The 24,882-nt window shown below is 47.8% G+C and carries 23 protein-coding genes; 4 read left to right on the plus strand and 19 right to left on the minus strand.

The features are described 5' to 3' along the window. Positions 1-4 precede the first annotated feature (4 nt). The 12 genes from rnc to aroC form a co-directional block, all read right to left on the minus strand. Positions 5-871: a ribonuclease III gene (gene rnc / locus H8K38_RS04820; protein WP_186883663.1), complete on the minus strand. Its 867-nt coding sequence runs from the start codon at positions 869-871 to the stop codon at positions 5-7. Positions 872-882: 11 nt separating this feature from the next. Next, complete coding sequence (locus tag H8K38_RS04825; protein ID WP_186883664.1) at positions 883-1,278, minus strand: DUF4845 domain-containing protein; 396 nt, start codon at positions 1,276-1,278, stop codon at positions 883-885. Between the two features lie 30 nt (positions 1,279-1,308). Then, complete coding sequence (lepB, locus tag H8K38_RS04830) at positions 1,309-2,220, minus strand: signal peptidase I (protein WP_186883665.1); 912 nt, start codon at positions 2,218-2,220, stop codon at positions 1,309-1,311. Next, positions 2,217-4,010, minus strand: a complete 1,794-nt coding sequence (gene lepA, locus H8K38_RS04835) for a translation elongation factor 4 (protein WP_186883666.1) — start codon at positions 4,008-4,010, stop codon at positions 2,217-2,219. Before lepA ends, lepB begins: the two co-directional genes overlap by 4 nt. 166 nt (positions 4,011-4,176) lie before the next feature. Next, the gene (gene truA, locus H8K38_RS04840; RefSeq protein ID WP_186883667.1) at positions 4,177-4,992 is read right to left on the minus strand and encodes a tRNA pseudouridine(38-40) synthase TruA; all 816 of its coding nucleotides are present in this window, start codon (positions 4,990-4,992) and stop codon (positions 4,177-4,179) included. Positions 4,993-5,063: 71 nt separating this feature from the next. Then, on the minus strand, positions 5,064-7,829 hold the full coding sequence (locus H8K38_RS04845; RefSeq protein ID WP_370587058.1) for a FimV/HubP family polar landmark protein: 2,766 nt from the start codon (positions 7,827-7,829) through the stop codon (positions 5,064-5,066). Between the two features lie 315 nt (positions 7,830-8,144). After that, on the minus strand, positions 8,145-9,272 hold the full coding sequence (asd, locus tag H8K38_RS04850) for an aspartate-semialdehyde dehydrogenase (RefSeq protein ID WP_186883669.1): 1,128 nt from the start codon (positions 9,270-9,272) through the stop codon (positions 8,145-8,147). 45 nt (positions 9,273-9,317) lie between these two features. Next, positions 9,318-10,391 carry a 3-isopropylmalate dehydrogenase gene (gene leuB, locus H8K38_RS04855; RefSeq protein WP_186883670.1) on the minus strand — a complete coding sequence of 358 codons (1,074 nt, stop codon included), beginning with the start codon at positions 10,389-10,391 and terminating at the stop codon, positions 9,318-9,320. Positions 10,392-10,406: 15 nt separating this feature from the next. Further along, entirely contained in the window at positions 10,407-11,054 is a 648-nt protein-coding gene (leuD, locus tag H8K38_RS04860) for a 3-isopropylmalate dehydratase small subunit (RefSeq protein ID WP_186883671.1), read from the minus strand. A gap of 8 nt (positions 11,055-11,062) precedes the next feature. Beyond that, positions 11,063-11,194, minus strand: a complete 132-nt coding sequence (locus H8K38_RS04865; RefSeq protein ID WP_186883672.1) for an entericidin A/B family lipoprotein — start codon at positions 11,192-11,194, stop codon at positions 11,063-11,065. 21 nt (positions 11,195-11,215) lie between these two features. Beyond that, positions 11,216-12,619, minus strand: coding sequence for a 3-isopropylmalate dehydratase large subunit (gene leuC, locus H8K38_RS04870; RefSeq protein WP_186883673.1), 1,404 nt, complete (start codon positions 12,617-12,619; stop codon positions 11,216-11,218). Between the two features lie 402 nt (positions 12,620-13,021). Continuing rightward, entirely contained in the window at positions 13,022-14,116 is a 1,095-nt protein-coding gene (aroC, locus tag H8K38_RS04875; protein WP_186883674.1) for a chorismate synthase, read from the minus strand. Between the two features lie 265 nt (positions 14,117-14,381). On the opposite strand from aroC, the gene H8K38_RS04880 reads away from it, so the two are divergent. The 3 genes from H8K38_RS04880 (at position 14,382) to H8K38_RS04890 (ending at position 18,976) form a co-directional block, all read left to right on the plus strand. Beyond that, complete coding sequence (locus H8K38_RS04880) at positions 14,382-16,631, plus strand: EAL domain-containing protein (RefSeq protein WP_255422822.1); 2,250 nt, start codon at positions 14,382-14,384, stop codon at positions 16,629-16,631. Positions 16,632-16,853: 222 nt separating this feature from the next. Continuing rightward, the gene (locus tag H8K38_RS04885) at positions 16,854-18,212 is read left to right on the plus strand and encodes a sensor histidine kinase (protein WP_186883675.1); all 1,359 of its coding nucleotides are present in this window, start codon (positions 16,854-16,856) and stop codon (positions 18,210-18,212) included. A gap of 8 nt (positions 18,213-18,220) precedes the next feature. Beyond that, positions 18,221-18,976 (plus strand): LytTR family DNA-binding domain-containing protein, encoded by a 756-nt coding sequence (locus H8K38_RS04890; RefSeq protein ID WP_186883785.1) that lies wholly within the window; start codon positions 18,221-18,223, stop codon positions 18,974-18,976. A gap of 84 nt (positions 18,977-19,060) precedes the next feature. Here H8K38_RS04890 and H8K38_RS04895 read toward each other — a convergent pair whose 3' ends face one another. From H8K38_RS04895 to rpsF, 7 genes are all read right to left on the minus strand, one after another. Further along, positions 19,061-20,071: an inorganic phosphate transporter gene (locus tag H8K38_RS04895; protein WP_186883676.1), complete on the minus strand. Its 1,011-nt coding sequence runs from the start codon at positions 20,069-20,071 to the stop codon at positions 19,061-19,063. A gap of 112 nt (positions 20,072-20,183) precedes the next feature. Continuing rightward, positions 20,184-20,810 carry a DUF47 domain-containing protein gene (locus H8K38_RS04900; protein WP_186883677.1) on the minus strand — a complete coding sequence of 209 codons (627 nt, stop codon included), beginning with the start codon at positions 20,808-20,810 and terminating at the stop codon, positions 20,184-20,186. A 123-nt stretch (positions 20,811-20,933) separates the two neighbouring features. Continuing rightward, positions 20,934-22,322 carry a replicative DNA helicase gene (locus tag H8K38_RS04905; protein ID WP_370527217.1) on the minus strand — a complete coding sequence of 463 codons (1,389 nt, stop codon included), beginning with the start codon at positions 22,320-22,322 and terminating at the stop codon, positions 20,934-20,936. A 165-nt stretch (positions 22,323-22,487) separates the two neighbouring features. Further along, a complete protein-coding gene (gene rplI / locus H8K38_RS04910; protein WP_186883679.1) occupies positions 22,488-22,940 on the minus strand; it encodes a 50S ribosomal protein L9 in 453 nt (150 codons plus the stop codon). Between the two features lie 26 nt (positions 22,941-22,966). After that, positions 22,967-23,251 carry a 30S ribosomal protein S18 gene (rpsR, locus tag H8K38_RS04915; protein WP_110252960.1) on the minus strand — a complete coding sequence of 95 codons (285 nt, stop codon included), beginning with the start codon at positions 23,249-23,251 and terminating at the stop codon, positions 22,967-22,969. Positions 23,252-23,260: 9 nt separating this feature from the next. After that, positions 23,261-23,560 carry a primosomal replication protein N gene (priB, locus tag H8K38_RS04920; protein WP_186883680.1) on the minus strand — a complete coding sequence of 100 codons (300 nt, stop codon included), beginning with the start codon at positions 23,558-23,560 and terminating at the stop codon, positions 23,261-23,263. Between the two features lie 34 nt (positions 23,561-23,594). After that, positions 23,595-23,963 (minus strand): 30S ribosomal protein S6, encoded by a 369-nt coding sequence (gene rpsF / locus H8K38_RS04925; protein ID WP_186883681.1) that lies wholly within the window; start codon positions 23,961-23,963, stop codon positions 23,595-23,597. Between the two features lie 233 nt (positions 23,964-24,196). Here rpsF and lexA point away from each other — a divergent pair, with 233 nt between their 5' ends. After that, positions 24,197-24,853, plus strand: coding sequence for a transcriptional repressor LexA (lexA, locus tag H8K38_RS04930; RefSeq protein WP_186883786.1), 657 nt, complete (start codon positions 24,197-24,199; stop codon positions 24,851-24,853). Positions 24,854-24,882 lie beyond the last annotated feature (29 nt).

Here is a 24,882-nt window from a genome sequence, read left to right on the forward strand (position 1 = left end):
GTGCTCATGCTGTTTTTGGGTGTTGATTGGAATCTCCGTCTGCCTCAGGCAGACTCATCGAAGCAGAGTCAGATATATCTTGTTTAGTCTCAGGCAAGTCTGTAGGTAATGGTGTGCTATCAAGTTGCGCCGTCGCTATTCCTGCCAGTTTCAATTGCGCCGCTCTCGGTTTAGATTTACGCGCGCCAGGTGTTTTTGCTAACGCCAACATTGCCGCCTCAAGGGCAAGTTTAGCCGCGGCCTGCTCACCAGCACGGCGACTACCACCAGTGCCAAAAACCTGAATATCCAGTTTAGGAACCAGACACGCAATCTCAAACTCTTGATTGTGCGCAGCTCCGTGAGTGGCAACAACATTGTACTGAGGCAAAGCAATTTTTTTACTCTGCAAAAATTCCTGCAGCAAAGTCTTAGCATCCTTACCCAAGGTTGTCGGATCAATCGCAATCATTACCGGTGCATAGAGGGCGCGAATCACCTCTTTCGCTGCATCAAAACCAGAATCAAGAAAAATTGCTCCGAACAAAGCCTCCAAAGCATCCGCAAGAATGGATGGACGACGAAAACCGCCAGACTTTAGTTCGCCCTCACCCAATCTTAAAAATTGAGATAACTCTATTCTTTGTGCGATTTCATAAAGCGACTGCTGCTTGACCAGATTGGCACGAACACGCGATAAGTCACCCTCATCAATATCCGAGAAACTTTCAAACAGCAACGATGCGACAACACAATTCAAAATGGAGTCGCCAAGAAATTCTAATCGCTCATTATGTAAAACGCTGTGACTGCGATGCGTCAAAGCCTGCTGCAATAAAGCCGGATTACAAAACTGGTATCCCAGCCTTTTTTGCAATAGTTGAAGATTCATACGTGTTCTGCTTATTCTGGCTTTTTAGCGGAGATGCCACTTTTTGCCGTTGTACCTTCATATTCCAGCAATAATGTCGCTGGGCCAAACAAAGGGATTTTTTTCTGGTAGGAGAAACTTACCTCAATATTCCCATTATCCCGGGTAATCACCAGATCCTTGCCTGTAATTGAAGTAATGTAACCAACATCTGCCTGTTTATCAAAAGCATTCTGAATCTCATTAACAGTCGTTCCACCTGCTTTAGCAACACTGATCGCTTTTTTTATCGATGTGTACTCAATCACGGTTGGCACTACTTTCATTGCCAGCATCGCAATCAATACAATTACACCCAAAGATAAAATGAGGCCTATCAAAGAAATACCATGCTGCGACTTTAAAGAAAAACGTTGAGCTGTTTGCATAATTTCTCTTTCTTTACCTATCCAGTTATTTTAATTAAAACTACCGATGCGCTTGATATTTCCCAAATTCATCCAGATGAAAAATGCCTTACCAACAATATTCTGATCAGGAACAAATCCCCAGTAGCGACTATCGAGACTATTGTCGCGATTGTCACCCATCATGAAATAATGCCCTTCAGGAACCACGCAGGAAAATCCTTCGCTATCATAAGTACAATTTTCTCTTTTCGGAAAATTGAAAGGATCCCGGACAAAAGCAGATGCATGCTCATCATTCAAAATCCGGTGTGATACGCCCGTCAGATTTTCTGTATATTGTTTTGAATAATTCAAATGCTCTTCATCGAGGAAATCTGGCATCGTCTGATAAGAAAGCGTTTTCCCGTTAATCAAAAGTCGTTTATTTTTATAAACAACTTTATCTCCTGGTACACCAACCACACGTTTAATATAGTCCACCGTCGGATCCACGGGGTATTTAAAGACCATAACATCGCCACGCTGTGGGTTGCCTACTTCAACAACTTTCTTATTAAGGATAGGCAAACGAATACCATATTCAAACTTATTTACCAGAATCAGGTCGCCTACAAATAAGGTTGGCAACATAGAGCTCGATGGAATTTTAAATGGTTCGTAAAGAAACGAGCGGAGAAAAAAAACCAGTGCGATCACAGGAAAGAAACTACCGGAATACTCTATCCATACTGGCTGACGCAATATGCCCGCCTCCAATTCAGCGCGCTTTCCTTGCTCAATGCGGATACCATCTGCTTCCAGCTTTGCCGTTCTCGCATCAAACTCAGCCAACGCTTTATCTGCTGCAAGACGCCTTTGCTTGGATAGAAAAAACACATCGAGGAACCAGACGATTCCAGTACCCACCGTCAACACAAACAGAATCAGGGCAAAATTCCCTAAAATTGACTGAAAACTCATTTTTCATCCACTTGTAAAATTGCCAAAAACGCTTCTTGAGGAATTTCTACAGAACCGACCTGTTTCATTCGTTTTTTACCCGCTTTTTGCTTTTCAAGCAATTTTCGTTTACGGCTGATATCTCCACCATAGCACTTCGCCAATACATTTTTGCGCAGTGCTTTCACGTTCTCACGGGAAATAATATTAGAACCGATAGCAGCCTGAATCGCTACATCAAACATTTGCCTTGGAATCAGCTCCCGCATTTTAGCGGCCACAGCACGCCCCCGGAAGTGACTGTTTGATCGATGAACGATAATCGCCAAAGCATCCACCTTTTCGCTATTAATCAACATATCCACCTTAACAACATCGGCGGCACGGTTTTCTTTGAATTCATAATCCATGGACGCGTATCCCCGCGACGTCGATTTCAAACGATCAAAAAAATCCAGGACGATTTCCGCCATCGGCATTTCGTACGTCAATTTAACCTGACGACCGTGATAGCTCATATCCAGTTGGACACCACGCTTTTGCGTACACAAGGTGATGACCGCACCGACATATTCCTGCGGCATGTATAAATTAACCGTGACAATCGGCTCCCGAATTTCCTCAATCTTGGATGGGTCTGGCATTTTGGATGGATTATCAACCATCAGAATGGAACCGTCAGCCATGACCACTTCATAGACGACCGTTGGTGCCGTCGTGATCAGATCCATATCAAACTCGCGTTCGAGACGCTCCTGAACGATCTCCATATGCAACAAGCCCAAGAAACCACAACGGAAACCAAAACCGAGCGCCTGTGACACTTCAGGCTCATACATCAAGGCGGCATCATTGAGCTTTAATTTTTCCAGCGAATCGCGTAGCGCATCGTACTGATTTGCCTCGACAGGGAACAGACCGGCAAAAACTTGTGGCTGAACTTCCTTAAAACCAGGTAACGGCTCAGTTGCCGGTTTGTTCGCAATCGTAATTGTATCGCCGACCTTTGCTGCTTTCAGCTCTTTAATCCCCGCTATAACAAAGCCCACCTGCCCCGCCGACAATTGATCCCGCGACAATGATTTCGGCGTAAAAACACCTACGCTTTCCACCAAGTGCTGTGCTTCCGTTGCCATAAACAGAATTTTGTCTTTTGGCCGTAAGGTGCCATTGACGATTCTGACCAGCATGACCACACCAACGTAATTATCAAACCAGGAATCGACGATCAGTGCTTGCAATGGCGCAGCAGGATCACCTTTTGGCGGCGGAACTTTGGAAATCAGAGACTCCAGCACGTCGACAACACCCAGCCCTGTCTTCGCTGAACAATGAACTGCATCAGAAGCATCAATACCAATGACTTCCTCGATTTCAGCGCAAGCGTTATCCGGGTCAGCAGACGGCAGGTCAATTTTATTCAACACAGGAACAACTTCGACCCCCAACTCAATCGCGGTATAGCAGTTTGCAACGGTTTGCGCCTCAACACCTTGGGATGCATCCACCACCAGTAACGCGCCTTCGCAAGCAGACAATGAACGACTGACTTCGTAGCTAAAATCGACGTGCCCTGGCGTATCAATTAAGTTCAGGTTATAGATCTGGCCGTCACGGGACTTATAATGCAACGCTGCAGTCTGAGCCTTAATTGTAATTCCGCGCTCGCGCTCAATATCCATAGAATCAAGGACTTGCGCTTCCATTTCGCGATCTGACAGGCCACCACAAATTTGAATAATCCGATCCGCAAGCGTGGACTTGCCGTGATCGATATGGGCGATAATAGAAAAATTCCGGATATTGTTCATTGAAATTACTAATATTTACTGAGGTGAGGCAAAGGGCTAAAAAAAAGCGCTCCAGTCTGGGCAACAGTCCCCAGGCGAGCGCCTTCAGTTCTGGTTTTGCAAACCGCCATTTTACCGGATTTCAAGATGGGTAACTGAGAATTCACATAAAGCGAACGACTAAATACTATAAAAGAGATAAGAAACCGGGAAGATCTGAACTCGCCATCTGAGGTAACCCCCACTTCTCGTCATAATCAATTTTTGCCAGATATAAACCATCTGGCATAAACGTAGGTGCAGCGATGCTTCGATCTTTGCTTGCAAGAACATCTGCAATCCAGGAAGGCTCACGCTTACCGGTTCCAACAAAAATAAGAGAACCGACAATATTGCGCACCATATGATGTAAAAAAGCACTTGCTTTCAAAGTAAAAACAATCAACTCCCCTTGCTGCCTGATCCTGATGTCATACATTTGCTTGACCGGAGTCTTCGCTTGACAACCAGATGCACGAAAAGCAGAAAAGTCATGCTCTCCGAGCAAATAGACAACCGCCTCGCGCATTCTTGTAACATCGATTGGGCGAAACACCCATCCTGCTCGTCCAGACCACATGGGAGACCGTATTTTACTATTACTTAATACATAGTGATAGGTTCTGGCTCTGGCACTGAATCGGGCGTGAAAATTATCTTGCGACCCATCATCCAAAACCAACTCTTTCGCCCACTGTATCGCTATCGTTTCCGGCAAGAAAGCATTCACGCCATTGACCCAGGAATAAGGTGCGCGAGCAAGGTTCGTATCAAAGTGCACAATCTGCTCCAAGCCATGCACTCCCGCATCCGTTCTCCCGGCACAGACGGTATCAACCGTTACCCCACAAAATTGAAACAGCGCCCCTTCTAAGACGTCCTGTATGGTCTCACCAGACGGTTGCGTCTGCCAACCATGCCAACCACTTCCGTCGTACTGCACTCCCAACACAAGACGTTTCACAACAAATCACCATTCAAAATAAAAACGGGCGCAAGCAATCGCTGCGCCCGCAAAAAAAACTCAAGAGAAGATTATGCCATTTGAGCCAACATAGCGCTTGCACGCTCTTTCTGGGATGCAGTGCCACCTTTCAACACTTCATCAAGCAACTCTCTGGCACCATCTTTGTCTCCAATCTCATGATAGGCAACCGCCAAATCAAGCTTAGTAGACATTTCAGCATTTTCCTCAATCTGCTCCTCAACAACAGCTGGAGCCAATTCAACCTCTGCAGATTTATGCGCATCGTCGGATGGCAAATCAAGATCGATTCCCGACAAATCAAATTCAAATGCAGATCCATGGTCTTGCTCAGCAGTCTCAGAGGTCTCAGCGACAACCTCCGCAACTGGGTCCACATGTTCATCAGCGACCTGCGCATCAAGTAAGCCATGCTCAACCGGAGCAGCTTCAATCGCAGGCACATCAAAGTCCAATGAGGCAAAGTCAAGATCAGCAGCTACATCACTAGCAATCTCTTGATCTGATCCAGACTCAGCTACTGCAGCGACCTCTTCCACAACAGGCTTATTATCGCCAAAATCAAAATCAATACTACCAAAGTCCACGTCAGGCACTTGCTCATCAACAGTTGCTACAGGCGCAACTGGCTGAGCCTCTGGAATCTGAGGTACATCTGCCTCGCTTAAACCCAGGTCAAAATCAAGACTAGCTGCATGATCAGCGTCAATGTCCGACACAACATCTTTCCCGGCTTCTGACGTTGCTGCCTGCCCATGCGACGCCGTGTCTATAATACTGATGGCATCCAGCATATCTCTGGATAAGGAATTTGCCAGCAAAGCATCAGGATCAAGATCCTCCAACGGCTGCGTTGTCGCCCCCAAACCACCTTGCACACTGGCTTCTGGAATAGCTTTGCCACCCGCATACAAAGGGTTACCTGGTTCCAGCGCAATACCCATCGACGCTGCCTGCGCCCATTCTTCACCTTCTCCACCGGTCATGCCGTACAGTTCACTCGCCAATCGCTCAAACAACTTCGTGTCTTTTCTGGAAGAATAAATCTCCAGTAATTTAACTCTGACCGCATGACGGTCAGGCTGAGTTCGCAGCGCTTCTTTTAAAATTTCTTCCGCCTGAGAATCGCGTCCGTAAGCGATATAGACATCGGCCTCGGCAACAGGATCAACCTCATTCGCATCCAACTGACTGGCGGATGGAGCAAAATTTGAATTAAAGACACTATTATTTGTATCGACGCTCTGACCACCTGTCGAACCAAACATGGAGTTTGCCTTCATGCTGGAACCGGTCAGGATACTGTCTTCAAACTGTTGTGCCTTTTTCTTTTTATTGTTAAACCATAAACCAGCACCAGCAAGAAGCGCCAAGGCTACAGCACCACCTGGAAGCAAGAAATCAGAAATACTTTCAAAGAAACTCGGTTCTGGCGGAGGTGGCGGAGGTGCAACAGGCTTACGTCTGGCAGGCTTGTTCGCCGCAGTAGTCGCGCTCGCGGGAGAAGCATCAACAACGGATGCCGGAGCTGATGCAACATCAGCGCGCTCAGCTGGCGACACCGCATTTGATGCTACTTCCGCTTTCCCAACCGTTGCGACAGTTGCACTTGCAGGCGCGGATTTCTGCTCAGCTTTTGCCTTCGCATTTAACTCAAGCTCTTTTGCAGCAAGATCTTTGTTCTTAACATCAAGCAGTCGCTGCAGATCGCTGACATTCTTTTCCAATTCTTTCAAGCGGCCAGCCGCCTCTGCGGCAGCCTTATTTTTTGCCAGCTTATCCTCTTCAGGCAAACCTTTACCATCACTGGTTTTGGTCGCAGTATTAGCTGATTTTGACAGTTTTAACTTATCAGCAGACTCGCTGGTAGCTGAGGGAGTCTCTTTAACCTTTGCCGTAATAGTCCCGCTTGCCGTTTGCTTTGCTGCCTGCCCTTTTTCCGCAGGAGCGCGATCAACATGATCCGCAAGTTTATTGCGATACGCATTGAAGTCAGCAGCATGAGCCAATACAACAGAATGCGCGCCAGACGCATTTCCGGCACTCGCCTGTATGGCATCGCTATCCGGTATTGATAAAATCTGGCCAGCTTTCAGGCGATTCATATTCTGACCGACGAACGCTTGTGGATTAGCCTTGTACAGGCTCACCAACATCTGATCCAGAGACACCCCTTCAGAGCGGTAGGCCGAAGCGACCTTCATCAGGGTATCGCCTTTTTTTACAGCATAATCACCCGCCTTGGTTTGTGCTTGGGCAGGCGCCGCCGCCTCTTTTACTTGGACAGATGATTTCGGACTCACGGCAGCGGTCGCCTGCGCCGGAACACGGGTTGCGACCTCAGAAGTCGTTCCAGCTTGTCGCTTATTTGCGACAACCGTTGGATTTGCTAACTGAGGGGACTGACTGTTTCTCAATTCTGCAGGATCAAGCAGGAATGTGTACTCGCGAAGCAACTTCCCGTTGGAGGAATTCATTTCCAGCAACATATCAACAAACGGCTCATTCATCGCTTGCGACGACGTCACCTTGATCACATAACCTGAACCACGCGGCTCTACTGCAAAACGCAACGACAGAAGTGCTGCATTAAAATCGATATTTGCCTGACGAAACGCTTCAGCGGAAGCCAATTTAGGCACCAGCGAGCCAATTTCATCCTTACTAGGCGAGGTAAGTTCAATTTCTGCGCGGAGTGGTTGCCCCAGAGAAGACAACACTGTCAGACGCCCCATACCTGTCGCATTTGCCTGCGACATTAACAGCAAGCTCGACGTTACCGCAATGCTCAAGACTTTGCGTCCCAGGGAAGTCACAGATGTTCTTTTTTGTTTATGCATTTTGTCAGACATATTGGGAATTTGGCGAACAAAGTCCGCTGGGATAGGCTTAATAAATTGCCGGGCTAAGCGTCATATTGTTTCACGATAACATTACCAACTTAGCGGTGCAAGCTTAACCCGATTTGCAAGCATGGTAAATACAAGAAGAAGAGAATGAGGGCACGATTTGTCAATATCGTTGCTGTCATTTAACAATGCAAGTAACTTAGGGGGGTATTTTGTAATTATTTGTAAGTAAAAAAAAGGGGGAGGCATTTGCCCTCCCCCTTTTGCAACAGCAGACCGATATCAGTCAATCAGAATACGCAACATCCGGCGCAGAGGCTCTGCAGCTCCCCATAAAAGCTGATCACCAACAGTAAATGCTCCAACATATTCCGGCCCCATCGCGAGCTTACGAATGCGCCCAACAGGGATCGTCATCGTTCCCGTTACAGCAACTGGTGTCAAATCGCGAACACTGGCTTCGCGTGTATTTGGCACCACTTTCACCCATTCGTTATCGGCCGCGATCATCGCTTCGATGTCCGCAACAGGAACGTCTTTTTTCAACTTAAATGTCAGCGCCTGACTATGGCAGCGCATTGCACCGATACGGATGCAGAAGCCATCCACAGGAACAGCCGCAGTGCCGAAACCTTCGCCCTGACCAAGTATCTTATTCGTCTCAGCCATGCCCTTCCACTCTTCCTTGGACATACCGTCACCGAGGTCTTTGTCGATCCATGGAATCAGGGAACCGCCCAGCGGCACACCAAAATTGGCAGTCTCAGCAGCAGACAAGGAACGTTGCTTCGCAATGACCTTACGATCAATTTCCAGAATCGCGCTCTTAGGATCATCCAGCAGATCTCTTACTTCGGCATTCAAGGTTCCGTACTGCGTCAGCAATTCACGCATATGCTGAGCACCACCGCCAGATGCAGCCTGGTAAGTCTGAGTGCTCATCCAGTCAACCAGACCCGCTTTATACAAAGCACCGACACCCATCAACATGCAACTAACGGTGCAGTTGCCGCCGATCCAGTTTTTCTGACCTTTTGCCAGCGCATCTTTAATCACTGGCAAATTAACCGGATCCAGCACGATCACGGCATCATCGTTCATACGTAAGCTCGACGCAGCATCAATCCAATGACCATTCCAACCGGCCGCACGCAATTTTGGGAAAACCTCGTTCGTGTAATCACCACCCTGGCAGGTAATAATAATTTCGCACTTCTTCAATGCGTCAATATCATTTGCGTCTTTCAGCGTCTTCTCATTTTTTGCCATCGCAGGCGCGGTACCGCCTGTATTCGATGTTGAAAAGAATACTGGTTCTATATGAGCGAAATCGCCTTCTTCCTGCATACGCTGCATCAGAACCGATCCCACCATCCCACGCCAACCTACCAAACCCACCAGTTTCATCATTTTTCCCTAAAAATTGCAGGACGTCCCTGCCCATCAATAAAAACCTTAACTCGCCAACGCATTCACCACAGCGCGCCCCATCTCCACCGTACCTACCTTGGTTGTGCCCGCCTCGTAAATATCCGGTGTACGCAAGCCCTGAGCCAGTACCTTCTTCACCGCATTTTCTATACGATCAGCCTGCTCTGCTTTATTCAGAGAGTAGCGCAGCATCATCGCTGCAGACAAAATCGTCGCCAGCGGATTTGCCACGCCTTTACCAGCGATATCCGGCGCAGAACCGTGAGAAGGCTCATACAAACCCTTGTTATTCGCGTCCAGCGAAGCCGATGGCAGCATGCCGATAGAACCAGTCAGCATCGCAGCAGCATCAGACAGAATATCGCCGAACATATTACCGGTCACGATCACGTCGAACTTCTTAGGCGCGCGCACTAATTGCATCGCCGCGTTATCAACATACATGTGATCCAGCGCGACATCAGGATATTCTTTATGCACATCGGTTACGATGTCTTTCCAGAACTGAAAAGTCTCAAGCACGTTTGCCTTATCAACACTGGTCAGGCGCTTGTCACGCTTTTGCGCAGTCTGGAAAGCAACGTGAGCAATGCGACGGATTTCCGTTTCAGCATAACGCATGGTATCGAAGCCCTCGCGCTCACCTTTGAATGGGCCATCAGGACAAACACGTACGCCGCGCGGCTGACCGAAATAAATGTCGCCAGTCAACTCACGGATAATCAGAATATCCAGACCCGACACGACTTCCGGCTTCAGCGTTGAAGCGCCAGCCAACTCAGGATACAAAATCGCCGGGCGCAAATTAGCAAATAACTTCAGGTTTTTACGCAAGCCCAAAATCGCTTGCTCGGGACGCAAAGCGCGTTCCAGCGTATCGTATTTCCAATCACCGACAGAACCAAACAATACCGCATCGGCTTCTTGCGCCAACTTCAAGGTCGCATCCGGCAGCGGATGGCCTGAGGCTTCATAACCTGCACCGCCAACTGGTGCCGTTTCCATTTCGAATTGCTCGCCCAGCGCATTCAGCACTTGTACTGCCTGTTCAACGATTTCCGGGCCTATACCATCACCTGGCAAAATTGCTATCTTCATTTTTTCTGTTCTTTATTAAATCGTATTCGCCAACCACGGTTGCGCGGCGATGTGACGTTCTTCAAACGCGCGAATTTTGTCTGCCTGACGCAATGTCAGCCCAATATCATCCAAGCCATTGATCAGACAATATTTGCGGAAGGCATCAATTTCAAACGGATAACTGAGACTACCGTTCGATGTCGTGACCATTTGTTTTTCAAGATCAATCACCAGACGGAAACCTGGAAAAGCTTTAACCTCGTTAAATAAATGATCGACTTGCGTCTCACTCAAAACGATAGGCAGCAGCCCATTTTTGTAGCAGTTATTGAAGAAAATGTCGGCAAAACTCGGCGCGATAATTGCGCGAAAACCATATTGCTCCAACGCCCACGGCGCATGCTCCCGTGAAGAGCCGCAGCCAAAATTTTTGCGTGCCAGCAGGATCGAAGCAGCTTGATAGCGCGCCTGATTCAACACGAAATCCGGATTCAGCGGGCGAACACTATTATCCATACCAGGCTCGCCATGATCCAGATAACGCCACTCATCAAACAGGTTCGGACCAAAGCCCGTACGCTGTATCGATTTCAGAAACTGCTTGGGAATGATGGCATCGGTATCTACATTCGCCCTGTCCATAGGCGCTACGACGCCATCCAGTAAAGTAAATTTTTCCATATAACGGCTTATTTTTTCCCTGCGCCTTCAACAACCTCACCGGCTTTTTTGACATCTTTACCGATACCCTGCACGGTATTGCAAGCGGACAAAGTCAATACACAAGCCACACAAGACAAAATAAAGAAGATTTTTTTCATGATGATTCCTTTTGCAAATGTTTATGACAAGCGACGTACGTCAACAAAATGACCTTCAATTCCTGCAGCAGCAGCCATCGCCGGAGACACAAGATGAGTGCGTCCACCCTGCCCCTGACGCCCCTCAAAATTACGATTGGATGTGGATGCACAGCGTTCGCCCGGTTCCAGGCGGTCTGCATTCATCGCCAGGCACATAGAGCAACCTGGCTCACGCCATTCAAAACCGGCATCACGGAAAATCTTATCCAGACCTTCGCGTTCCGCCTGCTCTTTGACCAGACCAGAGCCCGGTACAACCAAGGCCAGCTTCACGTTTGAGGCGCGGAATTTGCCACGCACTACGGCAGCCGCGGCACGCAAATCCTCAATCCGCGAATTCGTACACGAACCAATAAAGACTTTATCGATACGAATGTCAGCAATGGCCGTATTTGGTTTCAATTCCATATAAGCCAGCGCTTTTTCAATCGCATCGCGCTTGACCGCATCTCTTTCCTGATCCGGATCGGGAACGCGGCTATCAATCGCCACCACCATTTCCGGCGAAGTACCCCAGGTTACTTGCGGCTTGATTTCTGCCGCATTCAAGGTCACCACCAGATCAAACTTTGCGCCAGCATCTGAATGTAAGGTTTTCCAGTATTCAACGGCACGATCCCAATGCGGACCCACCGGTGAAAATGGACGACCTTTCACATAATCAATCGTGGTCTGATCGACCGCAACCATACCGGCGCGGGCACCTGCCTCAATCGCCATATTGCAAACGGTCATCCGGCCTTCCATCGATAAACTGCGTATCGTCGAGCCAGCAAATTCAATTGCGTAACCAGTACCACCAGCGGTGCCTATTTTGCCGATAATCGCCAGCACCACATCTTTTGCAGTCACGCCGGCAGGCAAAGCACCATCCACTTGTACCAGCATGGCTTTGGATTTTTTTGCAATCAGGGTTTGTGTTGCGAGTACGTGCTCGACTTCGGACGTGCCGATACCGTGCGCCAGACAGGCAAACGCGCCGTGCGTCGAGGTGTGAGAATCACCACAAACGACCGTCATACCAGGCAAAGTCGCGCCTTGCTCAGGGCCGATAACGTGGACGATACCCTGACGCTTATCCGCCATACTGAAATACGTCAGACCATATTGTTTCGCATTTTTATCCAGCGTTTCGACTTGCAAACGGGACGTAGGGTCATCAATGCCATTGATGCGATTCGTGGTCGGCACATTGTGATCGGCGACCACCAGATTTGCTGCATTACGCCAAGGTTGGCGTCCGGCGATCTTTAAGCCTTCAAACGCCTGCGGGCTCGTGACTTCGTGTAGCAAATGACGGTCAATATACAGAATGGCTGTGCCGTCGTCTTCGGAGTGAACTACATGAGATTCCCACAATTTGTCGTAAAGCGTTTTGAGCATAATCTGAAGCCTGAAGAAGTCGTGATGAATTTGAACCGCGAAACCGCATTGGGTCTGTTTTTTGCATTTGATTATGCCACAATTGTGCTATGCAAAACCACGCTGAAAGCCAAAAATGGAATTCCAAATCAGTAGAAAAGTCTGAAATTTAAAAAAATTCCCGAATTTTCATCTGCATGAAAAGGAATTTTCACAGAATAACCAATATTTATTCCGTCACGAATAAAACGGCAAGGGAGTAGAAACGAGGGTGACAGCACCCGTAGGAAGCCCAAATATACTCCCCCCAGTATATCCAGAGACCCAGTCTTTACGCGGAGATAAAGGCAAAAAGACCGGATACTCCCCAAAATACTAAATTTGCGGTGACTTTAAGGCAGGCTGTGAGAATGCCTGCTTGATTTAACGTGCAAAAAAGTCCGGACTGACCACATCACCACATTGCGCCCGGTGACGCAGCGCATGATCCATCAGCACCAAGGCCAGCATCGCTTCGGCAATTGGCGTCGCGCGGATACCGACACAGGGGTCATGCCGCCCGAAAGTTTCCACCATCACAGGTTTGCCGTCTTTATCAATCGACTGGCGCGGGGTACGAATTGATGAGGTCGGCTTAATCGCTATCGACACCGTAATATCTTGCCCGGTAGAGATGCCGCCCAGAATTCCGCCAGCATTGTTACCGACAAAACCTTGCGGTGTGATTTCATCGCCATGCACAGAACCACGCTGTGCAACCGATTGAAAACCAGCGCCGATTTCCACCCCTTTCACCGCATTAATCCCCATCATGGCAAACGCAATATCGGCATCGAGCTTGTCGTAAATAGGCTCACCCAGTCCCACCGGCACGTTGGTCGCCACCACATCGATTTTCGCTCCGATGGAGTCGCCATCTTTACGCAGGTCGTCCATGTAGTTTTCCAATTGCGTAATCAATGCGGCGTCGGCAGTCGGCGCGAAAAAAGGATTTTCTGCCGCGTGTTCCCAGGCCTGAAAAGGGATCGCAATCTCGCCTAGCTGGCTCATGCCGCCTTTAAATTCCGTACCGAATTTTTGCTTCAGCCACTTTTTTGCAATCGCCGCGGCACCAACCACCGGCGCCGTCAGACGTGCCGACGAACGGCCACCGCCACGCGGATCACGAATACCATATTTGCTCCAGTAGGTGAAATCGGCATGCCCGGGACGGAAGGTTTCAGTGATATTGCCATAATCTTTGCTGCGCTGATCCTGATTACGAATCAGCAATGCGATCGGTGTTCCGGTTGTTTTCCCCTGATAAACGCCGGACAGTATCTCTACCGTGTCAGGCTCCTGGCGCTGAGTAACGTGGCGGGATGTTCCGGGTTTGCGACGATCCAGTTCAGGCTGAATATCGGCCTCAGACAAATCCATACCAGGCGGGCATCCGTCAATCACACAACCGATCGCAGGACCATGAGATTCACCAAATGTAGTGACAGTAAACAGCGTTCCAAAAGTGTTGCCAGACATAATATTTTGCGAGAGAAGTTAAAAACAGAATTTAAATCATTCTAACAGCTTAATGCGGGCTTGCCGCCCGTGTACGCACCACATCCGCGCTTGCTTTGCACTGAAAAGCAGGCATTTGATGTTTTCCACACCAATAATGCTTTTTTATTGATAAAGAAAAGGCCGGAGGCTTGGCTTAGGTGATTTTTAATGTCATAGTTCGAGCAGAAGACAAAATCACGCAATCTGAGTATAAAGATATGCAACGCATGGAGCCGCATTTCCGATGATTTCACCGACTCACCCTGCCGAAGATAACCTGATTTTCCTTGATGAACACGATCAGGAGCCATCCCCGGCAGAACCTAAAGCGCGCTCCAGCTGGAGGATCATGATCATCGACGATGATCCTGACGTCCATTCAGCAACAACGTTCGCGCTTGGCAGCCTAGAAATACAGCACAGACCGTTGAGTTTTCTCCATGCCTATTCAGCCTCGGAAGCGCGGGCCATACTGGAGACAGAATCCGATATCGCCATCATTTTGCTCGACGTCGTGATGGAGCAGGAAGATGCAGGCTTGCAACTCGTTAATTACATCCGCAAATCACTGAAACTGAGCGATGTCCGTATTATTCTGAGAACCGGGCAACCTGGCTATGCTCCTGAGATCGATGCGATCCGGGATTACGATATCAACGATTACAAAACCAAGTCTGAACTGACCCGCACCAAGCTTTATACAGCAGTGACATCGGCCATCCGCTCGTACGAGCAGATCTGCGACATCAACGCCAGCCGGCACGGACTTGAGAATGTTATCAATGCCAGCACTGAATTAATGGCACTGCATGGATTGTCACATTTTGCCGAGGGTGTACTCACGCAGATCAATCATTTACTGGGCATCAGTGCAGAGGGTTTTATCTGCGCCCGGCAAAACCCGCTCGTTAAAGACGAGCACGCCAATGATCTGCACATCGTCGCCGCCACAAAAGCTTTTTCTGACCTGCTGGAACAACCGATTTCGGCGATCAGGCAAACCAAAGCGATCGACGTCATCACAAAATCGCTCGCGGAAGGACAAAGCATATACGGCAATGATGCGACCGTACTCCGGTTCAATAATCCGGCCAGAAAAGACTTTACGCTGTACCTTGAAAACGGCTTGCGTCTGAATGAAATGGATAAGCGACTCCTGGAAGTATTTTGCAGCAATGTTTCAGTAGGACTGGACAATGTGGTACTAACGTCGCGCCTGCACAATTACGCCTTCTACGATGTGCTGACAGGTCTGTCTAATCGCTTAAAATTGCTCCAGACACTCAATGAAATTATTGCCTCGCCGCTCAAAAATCACAGCACGCTGTCGCTGATCGATATTGATCATTTCGCCGAAACCAACGATGCGCTGGGCCATCATTTCGGAGATCTGCTGCTGTACTCCGTTGCGCAGCGTCTGAGCAATCATTTCGGTTGTGAATGTAAGTTAGCCAGAGTCGGCAGTGACACGTTCGCTCTGGTCGGCGACCAAAAACTGGTTTGCCCTGAAAATATTCTGGCGCTATTTACCAAGCCGTTTGACGTTGATAATCAGGAAGTGCAACTTTCCGCCACAATCGGCTTGATTAAACTTGATGAATACGATGGCGACGGCTCTGAGGCATTAAAAGACACCAACATCGCACTGAAACGTGCAAAGACGCATCAGCGCGGCGGTTACGAATATTTCACCAGAAGTATGGGGGTTGAAATTCGTGAACGCGTACTTTTAATGCATGCTTTGCGCGCCGCATTTGAGCATCAACGCTTATTTGTCGTTTATCAACCGCAGATCGATATACGAAGCGGCAAAATTCTTGGCGCCGAAGCTTTGTTACGCTGGAGAACGGATGATGGGAAGTTTATCCCTCCCGATCAATTTATCCCGATTGCAGAATATTCTGGCCTGATTGTCGATATCGGCGAATGGGTGCTGCGCAGCGCCTGCCATGAACTAGTGCACCTGCGTGGCTTGGGCTATACCGAATTCCAAATGGCAGTCAACGTTTCTCAGGTACAGTTCTCTCACCCTCTGTTCCTGCAAACACTCAACAAAGCGCTTGAAGACACCAAAGCGCCGCCACAATTCGTCGAACTTGAAATCACCGAGTCAATGGCGATGAAAGATCCTGAGTTGCTGATTAAAACGCTGCGTCAGATTAAGCAACTTGGCGTCAGTATTTCAATTGATGATTTCGGTACAGGATTCTCGTCATTAAGCCACTTACAAAAACTCGATATCGATAAACTTAAAATCGACAGAGCCTTTGTCAATGACATTCAGGAAAACGCGAGCGAAGGCAGCATCGCAAAAATGATCGTTCAGCTCGGTCAGAATCTTGGTCTGGCTGTCATTGCTGAGGGCGTGGAAAATCAGATGCAGGCGGATACCTTACTGTCTTACGGCTGCAATCTGGCGCAGGGCTATTTTTACGCAAAGCCGCTGACGCGCGGCGATCTTCACGCATGGCTGGAAAACAGACCATCGCACTGAGCATTCTGGCGCCAAACTCACATAGAAACACCAGGAAAGACGACACACAACACAGTCGTGTCGTCTTTTTTTCATTCTGCCCCCCGTTTCTGACGGACTATCGCATACCGATGGCGTGTTGGCGTCATTTTTGTCAAAGTCTGACCATCAACAAGAAAACGCCTCTGCATTGAAATACATGTGGGGCGCAACGGCACAGAGCAACAGACAGGGAGATCATCCATGAATCCAACAACGACACAAACCATTAAAGACCTGATCAGCGAATTCAGTAACTGGCTGAGTAAGCGTTTCGATCAGACTGCGGCATGGGTAACCAAATTATCCTGGTGGAAGTTTTTACTGTTCGCCGCTATCACCATGCTCGCAGGAGCAATACTGCAAGACATGCTGTTTACGTCGGAAGAAAGTGTTGTCGTCACAAAAAACGTTCCATCAAAAAAAGCAAACAAAAAAGCCCAGGTCATTGACAACGATACCAGCATAGAAATCGACGACACCGGGATCCGCATCCGCAAGGCCAATTCGAATGGCAAAGGTAAGCAAATCGAAATTGATGAGAATGGCATCCGCACAAAAAGTGATATCGATTTAACGTCGGGCGCTAACACATCACCGACGCCCGAGGCTCCGGGCGCTCCTGCCACCGCGGCCACGCCTGCAACACCCGCAGTACCAGCAACACCGGCAACACCTGCTGTAACTGAGAAAACAAGCCCGACGACAGAAGATATACACATAAAACTTCCGCCCGAAGTCGCCAAAGAAATCAGTGAAGATATCAATAATGCAGTGGCAGATGCGGCCGATGAAGAGGTGCGCAGCTACAAAAAAACATCATCGAAATGGTTTGTTAATTTTGTTCTGCTTCTGGTATTCGGGCTTTTCGGCATGAAAATACTGATGGGCGGCAAAGTCAGAGCTGAAGAAAAAGCGGAAGAAGCCGGTCTCGCAGCAGAAAGAGAATCCTTACTGCGTCAGGTCAGCGAAGCCAAGATGCAAATGATGCAGGCACAGGTAGAGCCACATTTTCTGTTCAACACACTGGCGTCTGTCGAGCACTTGATTGAAACCGACCCACCTCGCGCAGCAGCGATGCAACGCAGTCTGATCAGCTATCTGCGTGCTGTCTTGCCGCAGATGCGCGAGAACGCATCCACGACGAATCTGGGACGCGAAGCTGACATGATCAAAGCTTATCTCGATCTGCTGAAAATGCGGATGGAGGAAAGACTCAACGTCGACTTTGTTATGCCGGAAGGCTTACGCAGCGCATCTTTCCCTCCGATGATGCTGCAATCACTGGTAGAAAATGCGATTAAACACGGTCTCGAATGTAAAGCCGAAGGTGGCACAATTAAATTCAGAGTCGAGGTCGCTCACAACAAGTTGCGCGTTTCCGTCACCGATGATGGCCTGGGATTTGGTGCAATGCCAAGCAACGGAACAGGACTTGGTCTGCAAAATATACGTGAACGCCTGAAACTGATTTACAAAGAAAAAGGACAAATGATCATTACACCGAATCAACCCAGCGGCGTTTGCGTTACCATAGAAATTCCTTACGAATTAGCCAATTAATAATCATGATGCCAACCGCAATCCTTGCAGATGATGAACGACTGATGCGCGAGCAGCTAAGGTCACGCCTTGAGCAAGTGTGGCCAGAACTGCAAATTCTGGACGAAGCAAAAAATGGAGAAGAAGCAATACAACTGGTTGAAAAACACCAGCCTGATCTGATTTTCCTCGACATACGAATGCCAATCAAAACAGGACTTGAGGCGGCAAAGGAAATCGGCAACAAAGCTCACATCGTATTCATTACCGCCTACGATCAGTACGCGATTCAGGCCTTTGATCATGGCGCGGTAGACTACGTATTGAAGCCAGCAGATGTGGAGCGGCTCAGCAAAACCGTAGAGCGCCTGAAATCACGCTTAAAGGCCCATGATCAGCCTGCAGACATGAGCAATATGTTGTCGCAGCTGGCGAAACAGATGGGCATGTCGAAACCCAACTATCTGCAATGGATACAAGCATCCATCGGACAAGAATTACGCTTAATTCCGGTTGAAGAAATACTCTTTTTTCAGTCAGACGAAAAATACACCCGGGTACAAACGGCAAATTATGAAGCCCTGATCCGCAAACCCGTCCGTGATTTATCGGAAGAACTGGATCCGGCTTTATTCTGGCAAATCCACCGTTCAACACTGGTCAATGCAAAAGCAATTTCCGGCGTAGTCAGAGACTTGCGCGGCCGCCACCTGGTACAAGTCAAAGGTTTGACAGAAAAACTGGAAGTCAGCAGAAGCTTCGTCCACTTATTTAAACAGATGTAAAAAATCTGCGCAGATTCACCATCATCAATAAAAAAGCGCCAGATTGACTGGCGCTTTTTTTATATCGTTGAATACCAACGTCCGTTATAAGATTTTCGTTCCTACCCACCACGCAATCGAAGCAACAAAAGCCGACGCCGGGATAGTTAATACCCACGCCCATACGATGTTGCCGGCAACACCCCAGCGCACGGCAGACATTTTTTGCGCGGAACCAACACCGACAATCGCCCCCGTAATTGTATGCGTCGTCGAAACAGGGATACCCAGCGCTGTCGCAATAAATAAGGTAATCGCACCACCAGTCTCTGCGCAAAAACCGCCAACTGGTTTGAGCTTGGTAATTTTTTGCCCCATCGTTTTTACAATACGCCAGCCACCAAATAAGGTGCCAAGACCGATCGCGGTATAACAGGACAAAATGACCCACCATGGCGGCATAGCATCATGGGTGCTTGAATATCCACCGGCAATCAGCAACATCCAGATGATGCCCATGGTTTTCTGTGCGTCGTTACCACCATGCCCAAGGCTATACATAGAAGCGGAGATCAATTGCAAACGCCGGAACCATTTATCGACTTTCATCGGCGTTGAACGAACAAACAGCCAAGACACCAGCAACATCATCAGAGAGCCGAGTATGAATCCGAGTAACGGCGAAACAATGATAAAAGCGATCGTTTTAATCAATCCGGCCGACACCAACGCAGTCGTACCTGACTTAGCAACTGCGGCGCCGACTAAGCCACCGATCAGCGCATGCGATGAAGAGGACGGAATACCAAAATACCAGGTCACGAGATTCCAGAACACCGCACCAACCAGTGCGCCAAAAATAACATAATGATCAATTGCCCAGGGCTGTATCGTTCCTTTGCCAATCGTAGCCGCCACCGTCAACGGAAACACGGTTACCGCCAGAACATTGAAGAACGCGGCCATCGCCACCGCCTGCTGAGGCTTTAATACTCCGGTAGAAACAACGGTCGCGATCGCATTGGCGGCGTCGTGAAAGCCGTTCATAAAATCAAATAGCAATGCCAGCACAACCAAAGCTGCGACGACATAAATGCTGATTTGTAAAGTCTGCATGAAATTTACTCTGCTTTATACAGCTCCCGATTCTTCGGGAGCCAGGTTATTCATTTGAGAGAGTGAAGTAGACAGACCCCGCTCAGAATACTGGCCGGGTCAATATCTGCTGTTAAGCGTTTTCGACGATGATGCCTTCGATAATATTCGCGACATCTTCACAACGATCGGTAACAGTTTCCAGAATTTCGTAAATTGCTTTCAATTTAATCAGATTGCGAACATCCGGCTCATCGCGGAACAGCTTCGACATCGCAGCACGCATTACGTGATCAGCATCGGATTCCAGACGATCAATCTCTTCACAAATCGTCAGAATCTCGCGTGAATTATTCATGTTATGTAACAAGGCAACGGCCGCTTTAACCTTTTCCGCACAGGCCAGGCACAACTCAGCCAGTCGCTTTGCTTCAGGTGTAATTTCACGGATGTCGTAGAGCGAAATGGTCTGCGCAGCGTCTTCCTGCAAATCAAGTATGTCATCCATACGCGTAATCAGCTTATGAATATCATCGCGATCAAGTGGCGTAATAAACGTTTTATGCAGCAACTCTATTGTATTGTGAGTCACTGTATCTGCTTGCTTTTCGATGCTCTCGATCGCATGCACCCTGCTTTCAAGATCATCAAAATTGGTCATCAAGGCAAGCATTTCTTTTGATCCTTTAACACACAGATCTGCATGCTGATTAAATAATTCAAAGAATTTGCCTTCCGTAGGCATCAGGCGTCCAAACATTTTTTTCTCACTGAAATTTGAAACAAATTGGAATATTTTTGTCAGGGCACAAGTTAATTACACCTGACAAACTGAAGAAAGACATTTAGTGAAATGTACTCACTGGGTAAAAATTATTCTGCATTACTCATTATCGCCATACACCGACAACGAACCGACGTAATTATCAAACTTGGTATATTCACCAAGGAAAGTCAGTCGCACACTGCCAATTGGACCGTTACGCTGCTTACCGATAATAATTTCGGCAGTACCTTTATCGGGAGAGTCAGGGTTGTAAACCTGATCCCGGTAAATAAACATAATCACGTCGGCATCCTGTTCAATCGCTCCCGACTCGCGCAAATCTGACATCACAGGCCGCTTGTTCGGGCGCTGCTCCAGCGAACGATTTAACTGAGAAAGTGCAATGACCGGGCAATTTAACTCTTTTGCGAGGCCTTTAAGATTTCGTGAAATCTCTGAAATTTCGGTTGCCCTGTTTTCACCCGCAGAATTCGCCGACATCAACTGCAGGTAATCGACGATAATCAAACCAAGCTTGCCGCACTGACGAGCCAAACGTCGCGAACGCGCACGCAATTCGATAGAACTCAGCGCCGGAGTTTCATCGATGTATAACTGCGCGTCATTCATTTTTTGAATGGCATGCGTCAACCGAGGCCAGTCTTCGTCGCTCAACTTACCCACGCGCAAACGGCTCTGATCCAGCCGCCCAACAGAACCGAGCATACGCATCGCTAACTGTGCTCCGCCCATCTCCATTGAAAACACCGCCACCGGCAGGCCGCTGTCAATTGCGACGTTTTCGCCGATATTGAGTGAAAACGCCGTTTTACCCATAGATGGACGACCAGCAACGATAATCAGATCACCTGGCTGCAAACCAGAAGTCATCTTATCCAGATCAACGAATCCAGTTGGAACACCGGTGATATCGTTCTGGTTATCACGGTTGTATAACTCATCGATACGTTCTACAACCTGCGTCAACAAAGGCTGAATTGCCTGAAAACCCTGCGCTCCACGCGCCCCCTCTTCAGCAATCGCAAAAATTTTTGATTCTGCCTCATCCAGCATTTGCTTGACTTCTTTACCCTGAGGATTGAAAGCATTACCAGCAATTTCATCTGAAACAGTGATCAGTTTGCGCAGTACACCACGATCACGGACAATCTCTGCATAGCGGCGAATATTTGCAGCCGAAGGCGTGTTTTGCGCCAGCGCATTCAGGTAAGTCAAACCACCTGCGTCTTCGGCCTTGCCCATGCCATTCAGGGCCTCGTAAACAGTAATGACGTCTGCTGGCCTTGAAGAATTAATCAGTTTTACAATGCACTGAAAAATAATTCTGTGATCATAACGATAAAAATCTTCCTCACCGATAAAGTCGGCAATACGATCCCAAGCGGCGTTATCGAGCAAGAGGCCACCAAGGACAGATTGCTCTGCCTCAATGGAATGGGGGGGGACGCGAATCGCATCAAGTTGTGGATCAGTAGCGGCTTTCATGGCGCGCATTATACCTGCTAAATCAAATTACAAATAACGACTGAAGGCGACAAAGTACGGTGTGAACAATAAACATCAATAAACAAAATTGTTTATATAATTTTACGCTTACCATAAAAAAAGCCGGGGAAACCCCGGCTTTTTTTATATCTAGCTGACAGCTAATTATGCGTGCTCGCCAACAACTGATACATTCACGTTAACTACAACGTCAGTATGCAGTGCAACGGAAACAGCGTGATCACCCGCCGTTTTCAACGGACCTTGCGGCAAGCGAACTTGTGCTTTTTCAACAGTGAAACCAACTTTAGCCAACGCTTCAGCGATGTCAAAATTAGTTACTGAGCCGAACAAACGACCATCAACACCAGATTTTTGTGAAATCTGAACTGTAGAACCTTCCAGCTTCTCGCCTTGAGCCTGAGCTACAGCCAATTTTGCTGCTGCTGCTTTTTCCAGCTCAGCACGTTTCGCTTCAAATTCAGCGATTGCTGCTGCAGTCGCACGGCGAGCCATGCGTTGTGGAATCAAAAAGTTACGTGCATAACCATCTTTAACACGAACTACATCACCAAGATTGCCGAGATTAACGACTTTATCCATCAGAATAACTTGCATATTTTTCTCCTAATACCTGTCGTCAATTACGCTGTGTGCAGATCAGTGTAAGGCAACAACGCTAAGTAGCGTGCGCGCTTGATCGCTGTATCAACTTGACGTTGGTACAGCGCTTTAGTACCAGTCAGACGTGCAGGCATAATTTTGCCGTTTTCTTGCACGAAATCTTTCAATGTGTCGATATCTTTGTAATCAACTTTTTCTACATGTGCTGCTGTGAAGCGGCAGAATTTTTTGCGTTTGAACAAAGGGTTTTGTTGTTGACGCTTTTGCTTCAATTTGCTTTTATCAAATTTTTTACCGAATGCCATTTGTGGCTCCTAATCTAGTAAATTTGCCCGTATTCCATTGATATGAAATACCAGACTTTTGCTGTTGCGATTTTTGCGTGCTAAAAAACCCGTGAATGCAATCTCAACATCTAAAGGCAGTTCGGAGAATTTTCCTGAAATTTCACCTGCAGCTTGTGCGGAAATTTCAAATTCAACCAATCGCCCTGTTCCGGCTTCCACCTGCTGCGAACTGTGCATCAATATTGCTGATGCTATTGGTATCCCAGCTGGCGTGTAACGTATCGCTGATTTCTCTATGATACGAGCCATCACTGTCAGTTGATTCACTGTTTTTTATACGACCTTTTTCAAATCAAATGAATTAAGCAGCTGGTGCTTCAACGCGCTGTGCTTTAGCCGCGTCTTCTTTTTGAACAGCTTTCATCATTGGAGATGGTGCTGTTTCAGCTTTTTTCATTTTGACTGTCAGGTGACGCAGAACGGCATCATTGAATTTGAATGCTGTTTCCAGCTCAAGCAATGTTTCTGCATCGCACTCAATGTTCATGCAAACATAATGTGCTTTAGCCAATTTTTGAATCATGTAAGCCAATTGACGACGGCCCCAGTCTTCAACGCGGTGAACCTGACCACCACGTGCAACAACGCTAGCTTTGTAACGTTCGATCATTGCAGGAACTTGCTCGCTTTGATCGGGATGTACAATAAATACGATTTCATAATGACGCATATATTCTCCTTGTGGACAATAAAAATAGCCTGCCTCGGCGTCAAGACGAGTGCAGGAAGAGGAAAGCCGACGATCATAACGCACTTTTCCGTTTTATTCAATTAATTCAGTACAGAGCTAATCCGATGGCACTAGATTGCACATCGCCACAAAATTTCCTTGCACTTCACAGCGCACTGTATAAAAATACAGACTGTTTTTATATACAGCGTAATGATCTACGTTCACACAAAATGCTTAAGCTGACAGCCCGACAAGAGCAGATCCTGAATTTAATCAAAGATGCCATTCAAAATACAGGCTTCCCGCCGACCCGCGCTGAAATAGCGGCTGAGCTGGGATTTCGCTCCACCAATGCAGCGGAAGAGCACCTGCAGGCACTCGCAAGAAAGGGCGTGATTGAAATAGCGCCCGGAACATCGCGCGGCATACGCCTGCTGGAGTCAGAATTATCAAGTCACATCACAGGTCAACAACTGGCGTCATCACAATCTGTTTTTTCTCAGATAAACCTGCCACTAATCGGGCGGGTTGCGGCCGGATCGCCAATACTCGCATCAGAACACATTGAAACCATCTACCAAGTAGACCCTGCACTATTTTCTGCCAAGCCGGATTTTCTTCTCAAGGTTCGCGGCATGTCTATGCGTGACGCAGGCATACTCGATGGCGATCTGTTAGCAGTAAAGAAGACTGATACTGCAAGAAATGGGCAAATTATTGTTGCCAGGCTTGGCGATGATGTGACTGTCAAGCGCTATAAAAAAACCGGAAATTCTGTTGAATTAATTCCTGAGAATCCTGACTACTCAATTATCAAAGTAAATGAAAACGAGGAAAATTTCTCACTGGAAGGACTGGCTGTCGGGCTGATGCGAAATTGGATCTGATACTAAGAAAATCAAACGAAAATATATTG

The organism is Undibacterium sp. FT79W (genome assembly GCF_014284215.1).
Taxonomy (GTDB): domain Bacteria; phylum Pseudomonadota; class Gammaproteobacteria; order Burkholderiales; family Burkholderiaceae_D; genus Undibacterium; species Undibacterium aquatile.

Coding starts and splice junctions, on each gene's coding strand:
- lexA (WP_186883786.1), top strand. CDS start 24,197: ATGCTTAAGCTGACAGCCCGACAAGAGCAGATCCTGAATTTAATCAAA.
- rpsR (WP_110252960.1), bottom strand. CDS start 23,251: ATGGCATTCGGTAAAAAATTTGATAAAAGCAAATTGAAGCAAAAGCGT.
- H8K38_RS04885 (WP_186883675.1), top strand. CDS start 16,854: ATGAATCCAACAACGACACAAACCATTAAAGACCTGATCAGCGAATTC.
- H8K38_RS04825 (WP_186883664.1), bottom strand. CDS start 1,278: ATGCAAACAGCTCAACGTTTTTCTTTAAAGTCGCAGCATGGTATTTCT.
- H8K38_RS04905 (WP_370527217.1), bottom strand. CDS start 22,322: ATGAAAGCCGCTACTGATCCACAACTTGATGCGATTCGCGTCCCCCCC.
- asd (WP_186883669.1), bottom strand. CDS start 9,272: ATGATGAAACTGGTGGGTTTGGTAGGTTGGCGTGGGATGGTGGGATCG.
- rnc (WP_186883663.1), bottom strand. CDS start 871: ATGAATCTTCAACTATTGCAAAAAAGGCTGGGATACCAGTTTTGTAAT.
- H8K38_RS04900 (WP_186883677.1), bottom strand. CDS start 20,810: ATGTTTGGACGCCTGATGCCTACGGAAGGCAAATTCTTTGAATTATTT.
- rplI (WP_186883679.1), bottom strand. CDS start 22,940: ATGCAAGTTATTCTGATGGATAAAGTCGTTAATCTCGGCAATCTTGGT.
- H8K38_RS04895 (WP_186883676.1), bottom strand. CDS start 20,071: ATGCAGACTTTACAAATCAGCATTTATGTCGTCGCAGCTTTGGTTGTG.
- leuC (WP_186883673.1), bottom strand. CDS start 12,619: ATGCTCAAAACGCTTTACGACAAATTGTGGGAATCTCATGTAGTTCAC.
- H8K38_RS04865 (WP_186883672.1), bottom strand. CDS start 11,194: ATGAAAAAAATCTTCTTTATTTTGTCTTGTGTGGCTTGTGTATTGACT.
- leuD (WP_186883671.1), bottom strand. CDS start 11,054: ATGGAAAAATTTACTTTACTGGATGGCGTCGTAGCGCCTATGGACAGG.
- lepA (WP_186883666.1), bottom strand. CDS start 4,010: ATGAACAATATCCGGAATTTTTCTATTATCGCCCATATCGATCACGGC.
- rpsF (WP_186883681.1), bottom strand. CDS start 23,963: ATGCGTCATTATGAAATCGTATTTATTGTACATCCCGATCAAAGCGAG.
- leuB (WP_186883670.1), bottom strand. CDS start 10,391: ATGAAGATAGCAATTTTGCCAGGTGATGGTATAGGCCCGGAAATCGTT.
- H8K38_RS04880 (WP_255422822.1), top strand. CDS start 14,382: ATGATTTCACCGACTCACCCTGCCGAAGATAACCTGATTTTCCTTGAT.
- aroC (WP_186883674.1), bottom strand. CDS start 14,116: ATGTCTGGCAACACTTTTGGAACGCTGTTTACTGTCACTACATTTGGT.
- H8K38_RS04890 (WP_186883785.1), top strand. CDS start 18,221: ATGCCAACCGCAATCCTTGCAGATGATGAACGACTGATGCGCGAGCAG.
- lepB (WP_186883665.1), bottom strand. CDS start 2,220: ATGAGTTTTCAGTCAATTTTAGGGAATTTTGCCCTGATTCTGTTTGTG.